This is a genomic window from Roseovarius sp. MMSF_3281 (assembly GCF_030733685.1).
Lineage (GTDB): Bacteria > Pseudomonadota > Alphaproteobacteria > Rhodobacterales > Rhodobacteraceae > Roseovarius.
On the sequence record NZ_JASHIM010000024.1, the window covers coordinates 1 to 18,645 of the forward strand.

The 18,645-nt window shown below is 58.4% G+C and carries 19 protein-coding genes; 5 read left to right on the top strand and 14 right to left on the bottom strand.

Annotation, left to right across the window (positions count from 1 at the left end):
- The 4 genes from dut to RBB32_RS18080 form a co-directional block, all read right to left on the bottom strand.
- On the bottom strand, positions 1-437 hold a 437-nt coding region (gene dut, locus RBB32_RS18065; protein WP_306154745.1), incomplete at its 3' end, for a dUTP diphosphatase.
- A 35-nt stretch (positions 438-472) separates the two neighbouring features.
- Positions 473-1,666 (bottom strand): bifunctional phosphopantothenoylcysteine decarboxylase/phosphopantothenate--cysteine ligase CoaBC, encoded by a 1,194-nt coding sequence (gene coaBC, locus RBB32_RS18070; protein ID WP_306154747.1) that lies wholly within the window; start codon positions 1,664-1,666, stop codon positions 473-475.
- A 64-nt stretch (positions 1,667-1,730) separates the two neighbouring features.
- The gene (locus RBB32_RS18075) at positions 1,731-2,498 is read right to left on the bottom strand and encodes a ChaN family lipoprotein (RefSeq protein ID WP_306154750.1); all 768 of its coding nucleotides are present in this window, start codon (positions 2,496-2,498) and stop codon (positions 1,731-1,733) included.
- Positions 2,495-3,373 (bottom strand): RNA polymerase factor sigma-32, encoded by an 879-nt coding sequence (locus RBB32_RS18080; protein ID WP_306154752.1) that lies wholly within the window; start codon positions 3,371-3,373, stop codon positions 2,495-2,497. The genes RBB32_RS18075 and RBB32_RS18080 overlap by 4 nt, the downstream gene beginning before the upstream one ends.
- Positions 3,374-3,479: 106 nt before the next feature.
- Here RBB32_RS18080 and cobU point away from each other — a divergent pair, with 106 nt between their 5' ends.
- The 3 genes from cobU (at position 3,480) to RBB32_RS18095 (ending at position 6,202) form a co-directional block, all read left to right on the top strand.
- Positions 3,480-4,001, top strand: a complete 522-nt coding sequence (cobU, locus tag RBB32_RS18085; RefSeq protein WP_306154753.1) for a bifunctional adenosylcobinamide kinase/adenosylcobinamide-phosphate guanylyltransferase — start codon at positions 3,480-3,482, stop codon at positions 3,999-4,001.
- Positions 3,998-4,570 (top strand): histidine phosphatase family protein, encoded by a 573-nt coding sequence (locus RBB32_RS18090; RefSeq protein WP_306154755.1) that lies wholly within the window; start codon positions 3,998-4,000, stop codon positions 4,568-4,570. Before cobU ends, RBB32_RS18090 begins: the two co-directional genes overlap by 4 nt.
- Before the next feature lie 117 nt (positions 4,571-4,687).
- Positions 4,688-6,202 (top strand): YifB family Mg chelatase-like AAA ATPase, encoded by a 1,515-nt coding sequence (locus tag RBB32_RS18095; protein ID WP_306154759.1) that lies wholly within the window; start codon positions 4,688-4,690, stop codon positions 6,200-6,202.
- Here RBB32_RS18095 and RBB32_RS18100 read toward each other — a convergent pair.
- The 4 genes from RBB32_RS18100 to rsmI all read right to left on the bottom strand — a co-directional run bounded on the left by RBB32_RS18100 (position 6,180) and on the right by rsmI (position 9,340).
- Complete coding sequence (locus RBB32_RS18100; protein ID WP_306154761.1) at positions 6,180-7,076, bottom strand: alpha/beta hydrolase; 897 nt, start codon at positions 7,074-7,076, stop codon at positions 6,180-6,182. The two genes, RBB32_RS18095 and RBB32_RS18100, sit on opposite strands and share 23 nt — an antisense overlap.
- Positions 7,073-8,008, bottom strand: a complete 936-nt coding sequence (gene gshB / locus RBB32_RS18105) for a glutathione synthase (protein ID WP_306154763.1) — start codon at positions 8,006-8,008, stop codon at positions 7,073-7,075. Before gshB ends, RBB32_RS18100 begins: the two co-directional genes overlap by 4 nt.
- Positions 8,009-8,069: 61 nt before the next feature.
- Positions 8,070-8,474, bottom strand: coding sequence for a YraN family protein (locus RBB32_RS18110; protein WP_306154766.1), 405 nt, complete (start codon positions 8,472-8,474; stop codon positions 8,070-8,072).
- The gene (gene rsmI / locus RBB32_RS18115; protein WP_306154768.1) at positions 8,471-9,340 is read right to left on the bottom strand and encodes a 16S rRNA (cytidine(1402)-2'-O)-methyltransferase; all 870 of its coding nucleotides are present in this window, start codon (positions 9,338-9,340) and stop codon (positions 8,471-8,473) included. Before rsmI ends, RBB32_RS18110 begins: the two co-directional genes overlap by 4 nt.
- Positions 9,341-9,427: 87 nt before the next feature.
- Here rsmI and RBB32_RS18120 point away from each other — a divergent pair, with 87 nt between their 5' ends.
- Both RBB32_RS18120 and RBB32_RS18125 read left to right on the top strand, forming a co-directional pair.
- Positions 9,428-10,612 carry a penicillin-binding protein activator gene (locus tag RBB32_RS18120; protein WP_306154770.1) on the top strand — a complete coding sequence of 395 codons (1,185 nt, stop codon included), beginning with the start codon at positions 9,428-9,430 and terminating at the stop codon, positions 10,610-10,612.
- 24 nt (positions 10,613-10,636) lie between these two features.
- Positions 10,637-13,405, top strand: a complete 2,769-nt coding sequence (locus tag RBB32_RS18125; RefSeq protein ID WP_306154772.1) for a [protein-PII] uridylyltransferase — start codon at positions 10,637-10,639, stop codon at positions 13,403-13,405.
- Positions 13,406-13,489: 84 nt separating this feature from the next.
- Here RBB32_RS18125 and RBB32_RS18130 read toward each other — a convergent pair whose 3' ends face one another.
- From RBB32_RS18130 to RBB32_RS18155, 6 genes are all read right to left on the bottom strand, one after another.
- Entirely contained in the window at positions 13,490-13,816 is a 327-nt protein-coding gene (locus RBB32_RS18130; RefSeq protein WP_306154774.1) for a DUF3775 domain-containing protein, read from the bottom strand.
- Positions 13,817-13,880: 64 nt separating this feature from the next.
- Positions 13,881-14,615 (bottom strand): SDR family oxidoreductase, encoded by a 735-nt coding sequence (locus tag RBB32_RS18135; protein WP_306154775.1) that lies wholly within the window; start codon positions 14,613-14,615, stop codon positions 13,881-13,883.
- Positions 14,612-15,175: a DUF3833 family protein gene (locus RBB32_RS18140; protein WP_306154778.1), complete on the bottom strand. Its 564-nt coding sequence runs from the start codon at positions 15,173-15,175 to the stop codon at positions 14,612-14,614. The genes RBB32_RS18135 and RBB32_RS18140 overlap by 4 nt, the downstream gene beginning before the upstream one ends.
- Positions 15,172-16,416 (bottom strand): MFS transporter, encoded by a 1,245-nt coding sequence (locus RBB32_RS18145; RefSeq protein ID WP_306154779.1) that lies wholly within the window; start codon positions 16,414-16,416, stop codon positions 15,172-15,174. The genes RBB32_RS18140 and RBB32_RS18145 overlap by 4 nt, the downstream gene beginning before the upstream one ends.
- Positions 16,416-17,171, bottom strand: coding sequence for a DUF1365 domain-containing protein (locus tag RBB32_RS18150; protein ID WP_306154781.1), 756 nt, complete (start codon positions 17,169-17,171; stop codon positions 16,416-16,418). Before RBB32_RS18150 ends, RBB32_RS18145 begins: the two co-directional genes overlap by 1 nt.
- Positions 17,168-18,469: an NAD(P)/FAD-dependent oxidoreductase gene (locus RBB32_RS18155; protein ID WP_306154783.1), complete on the bottom strand. Its 1,302-nt coding sequence runs from the start codon at positions 18,467-18,469 to the stop codon at positions 17,168-17,170. Before RBB32_RS18155 ends, RBB32_RS18150 begins: the two co-directional genes overlap by 4 nt.
- Between the last annotated feature and the right edge of the window lie 176 nt (positions 18,470-18,645).

Below are 18,645 nucleotides of genomic sequence, written 5' to 3' on the forward strand. Positions count from 1 at the left end.
CCCCCCCCGCCCCGGTCGGTGTCGTCCAGATCATCAACCAAGGCAAACCGCGCTTGCACCACCGGCGCCACCACCATCTGCGCCACCCGCATTCCGTGCGTGACATGGAAGGCCTCTTGGCCCGCGTTCATAACAATCACCCCCAAAGGCCCGCGATAATCGCTGTCGATGGTGCCGGGACTGTTTGGCAAGGTGATCCCATGCTTCAGTGCAAGGCCGGACCTCGGCCGGATTTGCACTTCGTACCCCGTTGGGATGGCAAGCCTCAGGCCGGTTGGAACAAGGGCCCTTGCCCCGGGTTCGATCACGATACCCTCGCGCGCGTCACCGGGAAAATTTGCCCGCAAATCAGCCCCCGCAGCGCCCGCAGTTTCATAGGACGGCAAACCAAGGCTCCGGTCTGCCCCCTCATCCCAAATCATTGAAATCAGGACCATTTATACCCCTCGCCCCTTTCCAAACGTCCAGCCCTTCAGATCAGCGATTGCGCGATACGTTCTGCAAGGCGGTTTGCGACGTCATCTTTTGACATACGCGGCCAATCCTCGGCCCCGTTTTCCGTAATCAAGGTAATATCGTTTTCCTTTCCACCCATGATTCCGGTCCCGTGGCTGACATCGTTGGCAACAATCCAGTCACAGCCTTTGCGCTTTCGTTTGGCGGTTGCGTTCTCGACAACGTCATCGGTCTCAGCGGCGAACCCAACCACAAGGCCCGGGCGCCCATGGTCAAGCTGGCTGACCGTGGCAAGGATGTCCGGGTTCTCGGCAAACTCCAAAGACGGAAGTCCACCCTTTGTCTTTTTCATCTTGCTCGTGCTGGCACTGGCCACCCGCCAATCGGCAACCGCCGCGGCAAATATCGCGGCATCGACAGGAAGCGCCGCCTGCACCGCCTCAAGCATCTGTTGTGCAGTCTCCACCGGGACGGTCTCGACCCCTTGAGGTGGGGGAACATCCGCAGGGCCCGTGACAAACACCACCTCGGCGCCAAGCGAATTCAGCGCGCGCGCAATCGCGGTGCCCTGAGAACCCGAAGAACGGTTGGCGATATACCGGACGGGGTCTATCGGTTCATGCGTCGGGCCGGAGGTAACCAAGATACGCTTTCCTGCCAATGGGCCGCTTGCCAAAGCCGCGTCAACGGCGGTGACAATTTCCAAGGGCTCGGCCATTCGCCCGGGGCCATGCTCGCCACAGGCCATATCGCCCTCGTTTGGGCCAGCAAACGCAATGCCGTCCGCTTTGAGCGTTGCGATATTGCGCTGTGTCGCCGGATGCTCCCACATGCGCACGTTCATGGCCGGGGCAACCATAACAGGGGTATCCGTGGCCAACAGAAGCGTAGAGGCCAGATCGTCGGCATGTCCCTGCGCCATCTTGGCCATCAAGTCCGCCGTGGCCGGCGCAACAACAACCAGATCGGCGCTACGACTTAACTCGATATGGCCCATCTCGGCCTCATCCGTCAGATCGAACAGATCACGAAAGACCCTTTTTCCGGCCAGGGCCGATACCGACAGCGGCGTCACGAATTCTTCGCCGGCCCGTGTCAACACAGGCGTAACTTCCGCCCCCCGTTCACGTAGACGCCGGATCAGATCAAGCGATTTGAAAGCCGCGATGCCACCGCCAATGATCAGAAGTATGCGTTTCGATGCCAGCATGGGCGCGCCCCCTTTAAACCCTCGGCGACACTAGGCCCTGGCAGGTGAAGGGGCAAGGGCATGGCTATTGGAAGGCCGCGCAAGGGTCCGGGCGATTGACGGGCTGGGCCGAAATGACCTCGTCGAAGACACCATGAAGTACGCCCCCTTCCTCGGCCTGCCCAACCACGTGAACCGAAAGGTCGGGCGCGGCGCGCTGCAAGTAAACGGGCATGCCCCAATCCCGCCGTGCATGCCCATTGCCCGTAATGACCGCCACGGGGCCGCCGGTCTCGTTCATGGCCCGCACGGCGACACGCGCAAGTTCGGCATCGCGTAGCCTTTGGATATCGACCATCGTTGGCAAAAGGTACTGAGGTAAAGCATCGCAATGCGCGGCCATCTGCATCGCTTCACGCTCTTCTTGCTGCGCTTCCGGCAATGGCTTCGTCAAACCGAACCGCTCGGCATCACCGTTGAAACCCTCTACAATTCCTGAATCGAAAGCCGCACGCGCCACCCCCTGCGGGATCTGCGCCCCGTAAACGCGCGCTTGCGGCGCTGCCGCGAAAATCGGGTAATACATCGAAAAATCGGGCCAGCCAGACCCCGACCAATCAAGAGCGTCACCCAAATCGCTCTTGTTGGCACGGAGGTCAGGCGTAACACGCGCGGCCTGTTCTGCTGTCACCATTTCAAAAACCAAGGCGGCAGGTTTGAACTCTGCAATCAGTTCGGCCTGAACCTCATGGTGCCGCGGATTATCGTGAACCTCGCCAATCACGAGCACATCCTGCGCAAAGGCTGGCGCGCAGGGCAGGACAGCAAAGGCAAAGGCAAGCAACCGGATCATGCCAAGAGATTCTGCACCTCTACACCATGCCGTTCAAGATGCTTGCGCATTTTCTCGAACGCTCCGGCTTCAAGCTGCCGCACGCGCTCCTTGCTAAGGCTCAGTTCCTCTCCGAGACTTTCAAGCGTACGCGGCGCATCCCGCAACTTCCGCTCTCGCACGATAAACCGTTCACGATCATTGAGCCGCGTCATCGCATCGCTCAACCAATGTCGCAAAGCTTGGTGATCGTGGTCTTGCTCAACCAGTTCATCACCGCGCGGCCCCTCGTCTTCAATCGTATCAATCCACTCGCGGCCCTCATCTTCGACCGACTGGGTTGCATTCAGGGAAAAATCCGATCCGGACAACCGACCTTCCATCATTTCAACATCCCGAAGCGGCACCCCAACCTCATGCGCAATCATTTCGCGCAGTTGGTAGCCATCAAGCTCTTCCCCTTGCGCCATGGCCTCACGCTCAATCCGTGCCTGTACGCGGCGCATGTTGAAAAACAGGGATTTCTGGCTGCTTGTCGACCCTGTGCGCACCATCGACCAATTGCGCATCACATAGTCTTGGATCGATGCCTTGATCCACCAGACGGCATAGGTGGAAAATCGCACTCCGCGATCGGGGTCGAATTTATCGGCCGCTTTCATAAGCCCAAGACCGGCCTCTTGAATAAGGTCGTTCATCGGCGCACCGTAGCGTTTGAACTTGGATGCCATGGAAATGGCAAGACGCATGTAGGCGGTGATCAGCCGGTGCAATGCTTCTTCGTCACGCTGGTCGCGCCATGCATAGGCAAGCCTGAGTTCCGTCTCCGCATCCAGCAATTCTGCCTTCATGGCGGTGCGGGACATCGAATTTGATTGCGGTGCGTCTAGTGCCATTGTTGACCCCCCGGTCCAACGCTCCTTGATTTGCGTCCTTTTGTCGTCAATCTGCAAGTGGTACGCAGGCACTGCGCTTTCGGATCACAACAGGGCCAAGAAAAACATGCTTCCAAGATTGACTTTGGTGCTTGGCGGCGCTGCGTCCGGCAAATCCGCGTTCGCGGAATCTCTTGCCAAACGCACGGGTGGGCCACTGACGTATCTGGCAACGGCCCAGGTGTTCGATGACGAGATGCAAGATAAGGTCGCACGCCACAGGGCGGAACGTGGTGCAGGATGGCGAACCATCGAAGAGCCTTTCGACGTGGGGCGCGCATTGGCCAAGGTCGAAGCGCATGAGACCGTTCTTTTGGACTGCGCCACCATGTGGCTAAGCAATCACCTTTTGGCGGAAACCCCGCTTGCCGAAGTTCAAGGCGCCCTGGTCTCGGGCCTTGCCGAATGCCCCGCGTCGGTCATTGTCGTTTCAAACGAAACCGGCCAATCGGTGGTGCCTGAAAACGCCCTTGCAAGGCGGTTTCGTCAAGCACAGGGCGAGTTGAACCAAGTACTCGCATCCAAGGCCGGGCTTGTGGTCAACGTGATCGCGGGTTTGCCGCTGGTTCTCAAGGGTGATCTTCCATGACGCGTGTTTTCTGGGTTCGCCACGGCCCGACACACGCCAAATCCATGGTTGGCTGGTCTGATCTGCCGGCCGATCTTGGCGATACCGCGCGCCTCGAACGGCTTAAGGCGCATTTGCCACAAGACGCGGTCGTGGTCTCATCCGATCTTCTCCGCGCCTCGGCAACGGCTGATGCAATCGCGGGGCAACGCCTGCGCCTGCCTCATGACAAGGACCTGCGCGAAATACATTTTGGCGAGTGGGAACTTCAGGCATTCGATAAAATCCCGGATCAAGAGCACCTACGCGCATTTTGGGACACCCCCGGCGACATACGCCCCCCGGGCGGCGAAAGCTGGCACGAGGTCACGGCCCGCGTGAACGCGGCCATTCATCGCGTGCTAAGCCATCATCCGGATCGTGATATCATCGCGGTCGCCCACTTCGGTGCCATTCTGACCCAAGTTCAACAAGCACTGCGCGTCACCGCCTACGAGGCTTTCGGTCATCGCATCGATAATTTGTCGGTCACCGAATTGCATAGACGGGAAAACAACTGGCAGGCGCTGTCCATCAATCACATGCCCTAGCATTTGTGCGCCCGGAGACCCGCATTTTCAAACCTACCGGGCGGCCCTGCGTTAACACTTCTGAAACCATCCTGGCGCTACCCATGATTAACCAAGTTTAATCAAAGGACTCCCAAAATGGTCGCGCGCGCCTACACCGTCGCCTTCGAAGGGGTCGATGCCCGACAAGTCGAGGTGCAATGCGCGGTTACCCCCGGGATACCTGCCTTTTCCCTCGTTGGCTTGCCCGACAAGGCCGTCAGTGAAGCCCGCGACCGTGTCCGCACCGCGCTCAGTTCCATGGCGATCGCGTTGCCTTCGAAGCGCATCACCATAAACCTTAGCCCTGCGGACTTACCCAAGGAGGGCAGCCATTTCGACCTGCCCATTGCCTTGGCCCTATTGGCCGCGCTTGATATCATCCCCGCCGACGCGGTCGAAGGCACCTGTAGCTTGGGGGAACTCTCGCTTGACGGATCGTTGGTGCCGGTTATCGGGGCGTTGCCCGCCGCCATGGCTGCCGCCGAGGAAGACCGGACCCTTCTTTGCCCCAAGGCCTCGGGCGCGGAAGCGGCTTGGGTCGGCGCGGCACAGGTTATCGGAGCGGCGAGCCTGGCCGATGTCGTGCGGCACTATACCGGGCAATCCCCCCTGGCTCCGGCCGAGCCGGGCGAAGTCAACGCCGACACGTCAGGCCGTGACCTGCTGGATGTCAAAGGGCAAGAGCGTGCAAAACGCGCGCTTGAAATTGCCGCCGCAGGCCGTCACCACCTGATGATGGTCGGCACTCCGGGGTCGGGCAAATCCATGCTGGCCGCGCGTTTGCCGGGTATCCTTCCCCCCTTGACCGCCCCCGAAGCTTTGGAAACCTCCATGATCCACTCGCTGGCCGGGCTTTTGGACGAAGGTGGCATCAACCGCACCCGCCCGTTTCGCGAGCCACATCATACAGCGTCAATGGCGGCCATCGTGGGCGGCGGGCGACGTGCTTCACCCGGTGAGATCAGCCTGGCACATAACGGCGTACTTTTCATGGACGAGTTCCCCGAGTTTCCGCGCACCGTTCTGGAAACCCTGCGCCAGCCGATTGAAACCGGCGAAGTGATCGTTGCGCGGGCCAATGCGCATGTGAAATACCCCTGCCGCTTCATGCTGGTGGCTGCCGCGAATCCTTGCAAATGCGGTTACCTGTCTGACCCGGCGCGCGCCTGTTCGCGCGTCCCGCAATGCGGCAGCGACTATATGGGGCGTATCTCTGGGCCGCTCATGGACCGTTTTGACCTGCGCATCGAAGTGCCGCCCGTCGCGTTCACCGATCTTGACCTTCCCCCCTCGGGAGACAGTAGCGCCGAGGTGGCCGCGAGGGTCGCGAAAGCGCGAACACTCCAGAATACCCGCTTTGCGGAAAGGGCGGGCATGTATTTGAACTCCGATGCCGAAGGCGAAGCCCTTGAAGACATCGCAACCCCGGATACCGAGGGCCGCGAGTTGATCAATAAGATGGCCGAGCGCTTTGGCCTAACCGCGCGTGGGTATCATCGCGTCCTGCGTGTGGCGCGCACGATCGCGGATTTGGACGGGGCCGAAACCGTCCGGCGCCCGCATGTGGCCGAAGCGGTCAGCTATCGCCTTACCGTCCCGACCGAGACGTGACCCAATGCGCCACTTGTTTTAAAGTTGCGCGCGCTTCGGGCAGAAGATTGTGAAAAATCGGCCAGACATGCGGCAGGTCATCTTCGATAACTTCCGTCACCTCAACGCCAGCCTCGCGCAGATGCGTCGCCATCCGGCGCGTGTCATCCAAAAGGATCTCCGTTGTTCCTGCCCCGATCCACACCGGAGGGGCATCAGAAAACCGCGCATGCAACGGCGATGCACGCGGATCGCGCGGGCTTGCCCCCTGCAAATACATCTCGGCCATCTCATCAATACGCTCTGCGGGCAAAACGACATCGGTTTTACGATTACTCTCGACGCTTTGGCCGGTGAATTCGATATCCGTAAGGGGCGAGAAGGCAAAGCAGCCCAACGGCTTTTTCAATCCATGCTTCAAGGTTTCCGCCAATAACGACAAGGCCAAGCCACCGCCCGCGCTGTCGCCGCCGATCACCACGCCGCCGGGCCGCTGGGATACTTCTAGGTAAACGCTCAATGCATCTTCAAGTGCCGCAGGGAAAGCATGGTCCGGCGCCAGCCTGTAGTCAACAAGGCAAGCCGAAAGACCGCTGAAGTGCGACAGATGCGCCAGCATCGCCTGATGGGTTCGCGCCGACCCGAAAACATAACCTCCGCCATGAAAGTAAAGGATCACGGGGCTATCTTTACGCGCCCAAGGGCCTTCCACCCAAATGACCGGAACACCGTCGATCGTGTCGTTGACGAACTGGGTTTCGCGTGGTGCGCGGAACCAGAAACGCGCCTTCCTCTCGAAACTCCGGCGCAGGATCTCAGGTGTTTTCGCACGGGCCAGATGTGGCCGTTCGAAAAACCGCAGGAACGTGTTTAGCACCGGGCGCATCAGGCTCATGATCGCCGGTCCTCGATGGCCTCCCAAATCTTGGCAGCAACGTTTATGCCGTCAAACCGTTCAAGCTCCTGAATGCCTGTGGGCGAGGTCACGTTGATTTCGGTCAGGTAGTCGCCGATAACGTCGATCCCCACGAAAATCTGCCCTTTTTCACGTAAAAGCGGGCCGATAGCCTCGCAAATCTCGCGGTCCCGAGGCGTCAGGTCAACCTTTTCCGGTCGGCCTCCGACGTGCATGTTTGATCGGGTTTCACCTTGCCCCGGGATTCGGTTGATGGCGCCCACTGGCTCGCCATCGACCAAGATCACCCGCTTGTCGCCCTTTTTGATCTCGGGAAGGTACTTTTGCACGATAAGGGGCTCGCGGCTGAACCCGGTGAACAGTTCGTGCAGGGCGCTAAGGTTACGGTCCGCCTCGGGCAAATGGAACACGCCCGCGCCACCGTTACCGTAAAGCGGCTTGAGGATAACATCGCCATGCGCCGCCTTGAAGGCGCGGATCGTTTCAAGGTCGCGTGCGATGGCGGTAGGGGGCATCAGATCCGGAAAATCCAAGATCAACAGTTTTTCAGGGTAATTGCGCACCCAGAACGGATCGTTCACCACAAGTGTACCGGGTGTCAGCCGCTGCAACAAATGGGTTGTGGTGATGTAGAACATGTCAAAGGGCGGATCCTGCCGAAGCCAGACAACATCGACCTGCGAAAGGTCAACGGTTTCTTCGTCGCCCAATTCAAAATGGTTCCCCTCAACACGTTGTACTTGCAAAGGCCAACCGCGCGCCATGACACGACCTTCCACGTAGGAAAGGCGATCCGGCGTATAATAGAAAAGCTCGTGCCCGCGTGCTTGCGCCTCTTCGGCAATGCGAAACGTGCTGTCGGCGTTGATGTCGATTGGCCCGATCGGGTCCATCTGAAAGGCGATTTTCATCGGCAGCCCCCAAGGTCTCTGGTTCCAGACCTACATGGGCCATGCGCTGTGCAAGCGCAAATCAGAAATGGCCAAACGCGTTTTTTATGATCTGCGCTTGCCCATTGCCATCAACAACTGCCAGATCGAACCGAACCTCGGTCAGTTGCCCGGATGACAGCCGCCCAAGGTATTCCGCCGCAGAGTTGCGTATACGTTGGATCTGGTTGGGTCTCAGCCGCGCAATGGCCTCATCGAAACATTTCGCTTTCTTGACTTCGCAGAACACGATTTCCGGCCCATCTTGCAGGATCATGTCGATTTCACCGCCCTGCCCGCGCCACCGTTCGTCAAGGATCCGTGCGCCAAGGCGCTCATAGGCGCGTGCGACATTCTTCTCGGCGGCCACCCCTGACAAATAGGCCGCTTGTCCGCGCAATTTCCGCGTACGTTTCGACGTCGAATCGGCCGCACCTTCAGTCTTCAATTGTCAACCTCCTGCACCAGCTGCAAAGCACGCTGATATACTTTGCGTCGCTTCAGACCAAGATTGGCAGCCACTTCATCCGCTGCATCCCGGACGGATTTCGCGCGCAAGGCTTCTTTCAGATTGAAATCTAGGTCAGCAGCGTCAACATTTGGTAAACCACCGCGGTCCACCAAGACCACGATCTCGCCTTTCAAAGATCTTTCGCCGCAAATCCCGGCCAGCTCCTGCAAGCTTCCGCGCAAGACCTCTTCGAATTTCTTGGTCAGTTCACGGCACACAACAGCCCGGCGCGACGGCCCCAGAACCTCGGCCGCGTCGCGTAACATCGCGGCGACACGCTTGGGCGATTCGTAAAACACCAAGGTGCCGGGCACCGGCGCCATCTCTCGCAGGGCGGTTTTTCGCTTGCCAGATGCATTGGGCAAGAACCCCGCAAAGAAAAAGCGGTCGGTTGGCAATCCCGATAGGGTCAGCGCCGTGATCACCGCGGAAGGCCCGGGTGCAGAGATCAATGGCAAACCCTCGGCTATCACATCACGGGCCAGATCGTATCCCGGGTCAGACACCATTGGCGTGCCCGCCTCAGAGGCATAGACCACGGATTTTTCCCCCGCTATGTCCTGTAAAATGCGTTCTCGCACCGCTGCTTTGCTATGATCATGGTAGGCCACAAGGGGGCGTCCATCCAAGGGGACACCATGAATATCAAGAAGTTTCCGCAGGCTTCGCGTGTCTTCAGCAGCTATGACATCGGCCGAGCGCAGCAAATCGAGGGTGCGCAGCGTGATGTCTCGCGCTGTCCCGATCGGAGTTGCAACGAGGTAAAGCCCCGGGCTTGGTTTTGCCGCTATCTGATTCACCACTGGACCAGCCCCGCATGACGTTTATTATCGGCCTCAACGTCGCCTCGGGCTTATGCCCTGTAGCAACACCGGAGTTGAGGAGTTTCCATGTTCGCCGTTTTGTCACCTGCCCGCAAGGCACTCAGCCGCCTGATGGTCCTGTTCTCACTCGTATGGCTGGCCGCCTGTCAGCCCGCTTCCCTTTCGGGGCCTGCCGGTGGTGGCGCTTCCGTGGGTTCTACGAAACCGGTGCCGGTCGCCCTTCTTGTGCCGCATGGCGCGGCCAGCCCGCAAGAACAACAACTGGCCCGTGATCTGGAAGCCGCGGCGCGTTTGGCCGCCGCCGACCTGCAGGGTGTGCAAATCGACCTGCGCGTTTACGGTACTGCAGGCAGCCCGGCCCAAGCGCGAACCGCCGCGCTCAATGCCGTTTCCGATGGTGCGCGCATCATCCTCGGGCCCTTGCACGCCGAATCCGCGAATGCCGCTGCAGTGGCCGTCGCCAGCCAAGGCGTGAATGTTCTGGCCTTTTCGAACAATGCAACCATTTCGGGCGGCAACCTGTTCATCCTTGGTCAAACCTTCAACACGACGGCCAACCGCTTGGCACGCTTCGCGGCGCGCCAAGGTAAAAAGCGCATTCTTGCGGTATATTCCGACAATCTGGCCGGACAGCTTGGCCGCGATGCGATTGAACAGGGCGTCAACGCAAGCGGGGCACAATTCGCGGGATCGGTTGGATACGAGTTCTCACAGCAAGGCGTTGCATCTGCTGTTCCTCGAATCCGGGCCAAAGCGGCACAATCCAATGCAGACGCGATTTTCATGACGTCCAACACCGCGGGCGCGTTGCCGCTGTTTTCACAGATGCTGCCCGAGGCCGGTTTAAGCCCCGCCAACACCCAATACATCGGACTTGCCCGGTGGGATGTCCCCGCGCAAACAACGGCCCTTCCCGGCGTTCAAGGCGGATGGTTCGCCATTCCGGACCCTCAGCGCAGCGCAGCCTACAAATCGCGTTTCCAAGCAGCCAATGGCAATGCGCCGCACGTCATCAGCGGGCTGGCCTATGATGGTATCGCCGCCATTGGAGCACTTGCAAAATCCGGTGGTCGTGATGCCCTCAGCCGCACACGGCTGACCCAATCGGCAGGTTTCCAAGGCGTCAGCGGTGTTTTCCGCTTCCGTCCTGATGGCACCAACGAACGCGGGCTGGCGGTTGCGACGATCCGTGATCAAAAGGTCGTTGTCATTGATCCAGCGCCACAGGGCTTTGGGGGAACGGGCTTTTAAGCCCGTCCTTCAGCCTGTTACAAAATGAAAGATGCCTTCACTTTACCCGAAGACTTGATTTGTCCGGCGCTCGAAATCTTCGATGCGCCACAGATAAACGCAGCACTGCAAAAGGCCACGGAAAACGCACAGGGCGACGCAATTGCCCTGCGCCACCTGACGACCGACATCCTGTCAGATGCTCTTAAACACGGGCGCGATGTCATCGCCCAAAGCTTTTCACAAGATCCGTTTTCCGCTCGCGCCACTGTGCGGGCCTATAGCTGGCTCACCGATTGCGTCATATTGAGCGCACTCAACATGACCACCGAGAACATCCACCCACTGTCCAATCCGACGGACTCGGAACGTTTGAGTGTCTTCGCCGTGGGCGGCTACGGGCGGGGTGAAATGGCGCCTCAGTCTGATGTCGACCTTCTGTTCTTGACACCCTACAAGATCACCCCCTGGGCCGAGAGCGTGATAGAAACCATGCTCTATATCCTTTGGGATCTAAAGCTAAAGGTCGGTCACGCCAGTCGCACGATACGCGATTGCCTGCGATTGGGGGGCGAGGATTTCACGATCCGCACGGCGCTGTTGGAAAACCGTTTCCTCGCCGGTGATCGACAGTTGGCAGATCATTTCAAAAAGCGCCTCTGGCACGAACTTTTTGAAGGCTCGGAACGCGAGTTCATCGAGGCAAAACTGGAAGAGCGCGACAACCGCCACGAAAAACAGGGCAACCAGAGATACATGGTTGAGCCCAACGTGAAAGAGGGCAAGGGCGGCTTGCGCGACCTGCAATCCCTGTTTTGGATCGCCAAGTACCTGCACCGCGTCGACAACGTGAAGGAACTGATCGCCCTTGGGGTGTTTACAGAAGACGAATTCGATACCTTTGCGCGCGCCGAAAGCTTTCTGTGGGCTGTGCGCTGTCACATTCACCTCGTGACGAAGCGTCCGACAGATCAACTCACCTTTGACCTGCAGGTCGAAGTGGCAGAACGCATGGGATATCGCGACACCGCTGGACGTCGTGCCGTTGAGCATTTCATGCAGGACTATTTTCGGCATGCGACACAAGTGGGGGATCTCACGCGTATCTTCCTGACGAAGCTTGAAGCCGCCCACGCGAAATCCGAGCCCATTTTGCAACGTATCTTCCGCCGCAAACGAAAGCTGAAAGACGGGTACGAGGAAGTACGCGGGCGGCTGGCCATCGCGGATGAAACCGCTTTTCTGTCGGAACCGCTTAACCTGTTGCGCATTTTCGAAGAAGGGTTGCGCACCGGCCTTCTGATTCATCCAGACGCAATGCGCTTGGTGACGGCCAACCTTGACCTCATCGACGACAGTATGCGCAATGACCGCCGCGCACAAAAACTGTTCCTTGATTTGCTACTGAAACACGGCAACCCCGAACGTGCGCTACGGCGTATGAACGAGCTTGGTGTGCTGTCCGCCTTCATCCCCGAGTTCGAGCCCATCGTCGCGCTAATGCAGTTCAACATGTACCATAGTTACACGGTGGATGAGCATACCATTCAGTGCATCTCGCATCTTGCGCAGATCGAACGCGGCGAGCTGGAAGAGGATCTGCCGCTGTCCTCTTCGATTTTGGCCGAAGGGGTTAATCGGAAGGTGCTCTATGTTGCCCTTCTTTTGCATGATATCGGAAAAGGCCGGGACGAAGACCATTCAATCGTCGGGGCCCGCATCGCACGCAAGGTCGCGCCACGTTTAGGCCTCAAGGCCAAAGAGGTGGATACCGTGGAATGGCTGGTGCGGTATCACCTTCTCATGTCGGACATGGCACAGAAACGCGATATCGCAGACCCGCGTACCGTACGCGATTTTGCCAAGGCGGTGCAGACAAAAGAAAGGCTTGATCTGCTTTGTGTTCTCACGGTCTGCGATATCCGCGGCGTTGGCCCGAACACATGGAATAACTGGAAAGCCTCGCTACTGCGGGCGCTTTACAGGCAAACGCGTCGGGCCATGGAAGGCGGCTTGGAAGATCTTAACCGCGAACAGCGCGGCTCGGACGCCAAACGCAACCTGGCGCAAGAATTGTCTGACTGGCCGGCCAAAGACCTTAAACGTGAAAAGGCACGGCATTACCCGCCTTATTGGCAAGGGCTTCACGTGACGGCGCATGTTGTTTTTGCCCGACTCCTACGTGATCTGGGCGCTGATGATATCGCCATTGATCTGGCCATCGACGAAGATCGTGATGCGACCCGCGCCTGCTTTGCGCTTGCCGATCACCCCGGCATTTTCTCGCGTCTTGCGGGGGCCTTGGCCTTGGTCGGCGCAAATGTCGTTGATGCGCGGACCTATACCACGAAGGATGGCTTTGCCACGGCGGCCTTCTGGATTCAGGATGCCGATGGCCATCCTTACGAGTCTGAACGCCTGCCGCGCTTGCGTCAAATGATCCATAAAACGCTCAAGGGTGAAGTGGTGGCCACCGAGGCAATCCAATCGCGCGATAAGATCAAGAAGCGCGAACGCGCGTTCAAGGTGCCCACGCATGTCACCTTCGATAACGAAGGCTCCGAGATTTACACAATCATCGAGGTCGACACACGCGACCGGCCCGGCCTTTTGTACGATCTCACGCGAACGCTGGCAAACAATAACATCTACATCAATTCCGCCGTCATCGCGACATATGGTGAACAGGTCGTCGATACATTTTACGTCAAGGACATGTTCGGCCTGAAGTTTTATTCCCAGGCCAAACAAAAGGCACTTGAAACAAAGCTAAGGCAAGCCATTGCCGAGGGAGTGGAGCGCGCCACGACGTAGTTGTCGGTTCTGGGCGCACTCAATAATCTGTACGAAACGCTTTTGCGTCTCGCAGAAAACTCGCGGTACGCGGCTCGATTGCCTTTATCCGCCTCTCACGAGGTCGTCCTCATCGTCGACCACCGAAATACCCAATTCATCCAAACCGTTCTCAAGGTGGTCTGACAAATGTGGGGTGCCCAGAAGGTAATCCGCCGTCGGCGTTGTCGCCTCATTCATGGCGGTCCGCTTGGCCTCCTCCAGATCGTCGGCAGTAAAACTATCGCGCCCAATCCACATGACCGCCACAAGACTGGCCTGTTCCTCTTCGGTCAGACGGTCGATAAATGCGCGTAATTCACCCTCGGCGCGCTCAAGTTCGCGCGCCATCAGGATCACCTGCGCAATCTTGTAGGTGCTGATTTCTAACATTGGGTCCTCCTGTTCGCATGACTATCGAACAGCTTGGCGCCCAACAGGCCATGCGTCTTTGATCTTACGCAAAAAGCCGATAGTAAACCCAATTTGGCAAAAACCGCGAAAAACGAAACACCAAGCTGAAAAGCCAAGGGAAACTACGGTCGAAGGCGCTATTGTCGCACATCAGTTCGAACATGTCTTGCGCTGCGTCTTCCGGGCTCATCAGGAAAGGCATATGAAAGGGGTTCTTGTCTGTCAGACGCGTCTTGATGAACCCGGGATTAGCCAATTGTACATGAATTCCACTGCGCCACAAATCCGCGCGCAGGGATTGCGCAAGCGACATCACGGCAGCCTTGGATGCACCATAGCCAATCGCGCCGGGTAGCCCACGAAAACCGGCCAATGAACCGGTCAGAACGATATGCCCTGCGCCGCGCGCCACCATGTCCGGCACGACCTGTCCCAACACGCGCACCGCACCCGTGAAGTTCACATCGGCCATGGCCGTGACCTGTTCGGCATTCCATTCCTGCGCCGACATGGGCCAATACACACCGGCAAGGAAAACAATCCCGTCCAACTGACCGACAGCCTTTGCCGCTTGGGCAACGCTCTCATCACTGGCAACATCCATCGGCAACGCCTGCGCGCGGCCAGGCATCTCTGCCACGACCTCGGCAAGACGCGTTTCATTTCGCGCAGAAAGAACAACCTCCGCTCCGGCCGCATTCAATTTCCGTGCAAGGGCAAGCCCCAACCCTTCGCTTGCTCCGACAAGCCAGTACCGTTTTCCGCTCCAATCTGTCATGCAGCCTCCACTTTCCGCATCGTGGCGACCAATTCGGCCACTTTTAGCCCAAACTTGCGAAACTGACTGCGGTTCACCACGACTCCATTCGGGGAAAGATACATCCAATCCGTAACCCGCAGGACATACCCACCCGCCTCGTCAGGCAGGCGAATACGATAGCTCAGGCAAACTGTCGCGCCCGATTGCCGACCATGCCCAAGCCCGACCAGGTCGTCCGCTTCGGCGCGGATGGACCCATCGTTGCCCAAGTCCAACCGCCATTCCCGATCCTGGGAGTTCCCGCTGTCGTATTCAAAATGTTCGCGCATAATGCCTTTGTTGCCTTGCCAAGCCGCTTCAAAATCGCCGGAGAACCGCGAGACAACGCGCCCCAGGGGACCATAAATAACACCTTCGCATTTGATCTTTCCATTTAGGTGTTCTCGCAAATCGAAATGCGGTTCGCTCTTTGCATAGTCCTTGGGTTGCTGTGCCATGAAACCGGCAAAGCGTTCCCGCAGGATGCAAAAGCCAAGCATGACAAGCACGCCAAGAACGATGTAAAGCCCAGAGGTCATTGGCTCGATCTCCTTTCAACGCGACCGGCCTGATTGGCTGGCGCCTGTTGAACTTCCGTTGATGTCAGCAATGCAATCGCAATCAGTTTCAGGGCGCAGGGAACCCCGGCATAAAGGTAACTGAGCAATTGCAGGGCATCGTCTGAATTATTCTGCCCGGATTCAAACCCGCCCATTTCAAGCAACGGAAGCAGGGCCACCGCCGCGAAAGCCAGGGTGAACTTGGAAACGAAAGACCAAAGTCCGAATCCCTCGCTTGCACCGGGGGAGATTTCCTCCATCCGCCTTGAGAAAAGTGCAGGCAAAAGGGTCATATCCGCACCGATAGCCGCACCCGAGAAAACGCATACGATAGCGAATTCCCAAAGATCCCCCGCCTTGAGGAGGATCGCCGAAGCAAATGCAATGATCGACAAAACCATTGCCCCCAGCAGCACCGCCTTGGCTCCAACCTGTTCCGCCAAATGCCCCCAGACCGGTGCGGCCAGTGCGGCCGACAGGAAAAACAACAGCAGATAAGGCCCCTCCCACCCCGGTGCCTGCAAGCGGCTTTCAACAAAAAACAGGAAAAGCGTGGAACTGACGGCAACCGGGGCCGCGTTGACCAAGGCTATCAACAACAATCGGCGTGCGACGGCGTCTTGCACCACCGGGCCAAATCCGGCGCTTGCGATTGAGGCACCACCCCATTCGCGTTTCATAGCCAGCAAAGCAGCGCACGCGAGCATCGAGAAAGCCACGGCAAAACCCGCATACCCGCCTAAGGCAACAGGCGCCGCCGCAGCGGCACAGATACCGATAAGCGCCCCGGTTTCTCGCCAACGGGCCAAACGCAGATGGCCTTGCCCAGACAGGTTAGCCGCCGTGGCGACACCCTGCGCATAAAAACAGATCGTCAGATAGCTGAAGGCCGAAAACACGACGGTCAACATCACCGCGAACCACCACATCGGATCGATCAGAGGCTCAACCGCGAACAAACCCAACATGGCCAGTGCCATCATCACGCCTGCAATCGCCACGGACACCCCGCGCCGGGCGCGCAAACGCTCTGCAAGGCGCCCAAGGATCGGGTCTTGCACCACGTCCAGGAGGCGCAGCACGAAAAGCGTACCCCCCAAAGCCGCCAGCGACACGCCATATTCATCTACGTAGAACTTTGGCGCATGGATATAGAGCGGCAAACCGGCCGAGGCCAAGAACGCCGCGAACAGCGAATATGCGGGCAAATGCGGGCGCATCAACGGCTCACATCTTCGGCAGGCGGCTCGGGACGGGTGCGAAACGTGGCCCCCTTCCACCACAGCTTCAGCGCCTGCCAGTGGATCAAGACAAGCACACGGCGAGACCCGAAAGGCCGCCGAAGACAGGCTTTCACAAGGCCCCAGGCTGTCAGTGGCTCGCGCGCGCCTACAAGCGTCGCGATCACACCGCCGTTGCCGCCTGTGAAATCAATCCAGATGCCGATGCGATCAGGCCGCAAATCAAACCGGAATTCATAATGCCCATCAATCCGCTGAAACGGAGAGACATGGAATATTTTCTTCGCTTTCAAGCGATCCGTGGGGCCAATCGGCTTATTGTCTGCCCGGTGGCACAGGTAGGAATGCCTGTCGCCGTAGGTGTTTGTGACCTCGGCGATCACCAATGGCACCGCGCCCTGTGCATCGCGACAAATCCAGAAAGACACCGGGTTGAATACATGCCCGAAAATGCGCGGTTGCGCCAAAAGCTCGATCTTGGCGGGCTTGGGCAGGTCATACGCCTGTATCACCTCGCGCACCCAAGCAGGGCCGCGCCCATGGCCCGGTTTTCCGCCGTGATCCATATCCCAAACCGAGGCCATCCCCGCCCGGTTTCGCCCAAAAAGGCGCGGAGCATGGGCCGGACCTTCGGCATCCAGCAGGACATAGTCGATGCCATAGCGAAAGGCATTCTCAATCTCGCCTTTTCGCCCATGCCACGTGTGGCCGACGATATGGTCCACTCTACTCACTCTGCAGCCACCGACAGGGAATCGCGCGCGATCATGGCTTCCGCCACGTCCAGTCCGCTGGCCAAACCGTCCTCGTGGAAACCGTGGCGCATCCATGCCCCGCAGAACCATGTTTGTCTTGAACCATTGATCCGGCGCAGGTGCTCTTGCGCCTTTAACGCGGCCAAGTCGTAAACCGGGTGGTGCAATGTGACCTGGTCATAAATCAAGTCCTCGCGAATTGGTCGCCGGGAATTGAGCGTCACGAAATGCGGATCGTCCTGCGGAATCGGTTGCAAGCGGTTCATCCAGTAGGTGATGTCGATCTGGCCGTCGCGCTGTGCCGAGCCTTCAGCATAGTTCCACGAGGACCAAACCGCGCGGCGCTTTGGCATGACGCTTGTATCGGCATGCAGGATCACATCGTTCGGCTGATATGAGATCGCCCCCAACATGCGGCGCTCGTCCTCGCCGGGGTCGCTAAGCAAGGACAGGGTGACATCGGAGTGCGTGGCGAACACAACCTCGTCAAAGTTTTGCCAATCATTGCCCACAACCTTGATGTCCACGCCTTCGCCAATGCGGCGAACGGCCTGCACCGGGCACCCCAAGCGTATGGTCACACCCTGGGCGCGCATTTCGCGTTCAAGCCGCGACACATATTGGGTCGAACCGCCCTTAACGGTGTACCACTGATGCTGTCCCTCATAGCCCAGAAGCGCATGATTTTCGAAAAACTGGACCATGGCATAAGCCGGGAAATCCATGATCTGTTCCTTGGGGGTCGACCAGATCGCACCAGAGAATGGCAGCAAGTAATATTCGCGAAACCACTTGCCCATCTGCAGGTGATCCAAGAACTGACCAATCGTCATGCCCTTGTTTTGCCGGGCTTCTTTCAAAGCGCGGGCATTGAAGCGGAAGATGTCGCGCAGCATACCCACGAACCACGGGTTCAAAGCATTCCGTTTCTGCGCAAAGAAGGCCTTGGCGCCATCTAGGCCGTATTCCACACGACCTCCGCGCACCGAAGCACCAAAGCTCATGTTGCTTTTGACGACCGGAACGTCCAACCGCTCAAACATCCGCACGAGGTTCGGGTAGTTGGCGTAATTGAACACGATAAACCCTGTGTCGACAGGCCGATCGCCATGCCGGCCCGCAAGGATGGTGCGGGCATGCCCCCCCAGTCGCGGTTCTGCTTCGATAAGCGTGACATCATGGGTTGAAGCGAGTGCCTGTGCGGCCCCCATTCCCGAAATTCCGGCACCGATTACGGCAACCTTCTTGCGCCCGACGGGGCCTGCTTCGAATGGCATTTAACTTGGTTTCCATCTTTTATTTGGCCTTCCCAAAGCACTACGGCACAGCGATGGGATCGGATGACTATGAATTGTTTTTGTGCCGAAGTGATCCGGCCTGCGAGTTGATGCGTAGGATGGATATGTTGCGTGAAGCCGAGAGCGAAAGTCATAGCATCCCCTCGCCGTTGATG

What these genes read in the sequence shown, in the direction of transcription:
- RBB32_RS18100 (WP_306154761.1), bottom strand. Translation starts at nt 7,076, where the DNA reads ATGAGCCTGATGCGCCCGGTGCTAAACACGTTCCTGCGGTTTTTCGAA.
- RBB32_RS18090 (WP_306154755.1), top strand. Translation starts at nt 3,998, where the DNA reads ATGACGCGTGTTTTCTGGGTTCGCCACGGCCCGACACACGCCAAATCC.
- cobU (WP_306154753.1), top strand. Translation starts at nt 3,480, where the DNA reads ATGCTTCCAAGATTGACTTTGGTGCTTGGCGGCGCTGCGTCCGGCAAA.
- coaBC (WP_306154747.1), bottom strand. Translation starts at nt 1,666, where the DNA reads ATGCTGGCATCGAAACGCATACTTCTGATCATTGGCGGTGGCATCGCG.
- RBB32_RS18145 (WP_306154779.1), bottom strand. Translation starts at nt 16,416, where the DNA reads ATGCGCCCGCATTTGCCCGCATATTCGCTGTTCGCGGCGTTCTTGGCC.
- RBB32_RS18125 (WP_306154772.1), top strand. Translation starts at nt 10,637, where the DNA reads ATGAAAGATGCCTTCACTTTACCCGAAGACTTGATTTGTCCGGCGCTC.
- RBB32_RS18080 (WP_306154752.1), bottom strand. Translation starts at nt 3,373, where the DNA reads ATGGCACTAGACGCACCGCAATCAAATTCGATGTCCCGCACCGCCATG.
- RBB32_RS18140 (WP_306154778.1), bottom strand. Translation starts at nt 15,175, where the DNA reads ATGACCTCTGGGCTTTACATCGTTCTTGGCGTGCTTGTCATGCTTGGC.
- RBB32_RS18130 (WP_306154774.1), bottom strand. Translation starts at nt 13,816, where the DNA reads ATGTTAGAAATCAGCACCTACAAGATTGCGCAGGTGATCCTGATGGCG.
- gshB (WP_306154763.1), bottom strand. Translation starts at nt 8,008, where the DNA reads ATGAAAATCGCCTTTCAGATGGACCCGATCGGGCCAATCGACATCAAC.
- RBB32_RS18135 (WP_306154775.1), bottom strand. Translation starts at nt 14,615, where the DNA reads ATGACAGATTGGAGCGGAAAACGGTACTGGCTTGTCGGAGCAAGCGAA.
- RBB32_RS18075 (WP_306154750.1), bottom strand. Translation starts at nt 2,498, where the DNA reads ATGATCCGGTTGCTTGCCTTTGCCTTTGCTGTCCTGCCCTGCGCGCCA.
- RBB32_RS18095 (WP_306154759.1), top strand. Translation starts at nt 4,688, where the DNA reads ATGGTCGCGCGCGCCTACACCGTCGCCTTCGAAGGGGTCGATGCCCGA.
- RBB32_RS18120 (WP_306154770.1), top strand. Translation starts at nt 9,428, where the DNA reads ATGTTCGCCGTTTTGTCACCTGCCCGCAAGGCACTCAGCCGCCTGATG.
- RBB32_RS18155 (WP_306154783.1), bottom strand. Translation starts at nt 18,469, where the DNA reads ATGCCATTCGAAGCAGGCCCCGTCGGGCGCAAGAAGGTTGCCGTAATC.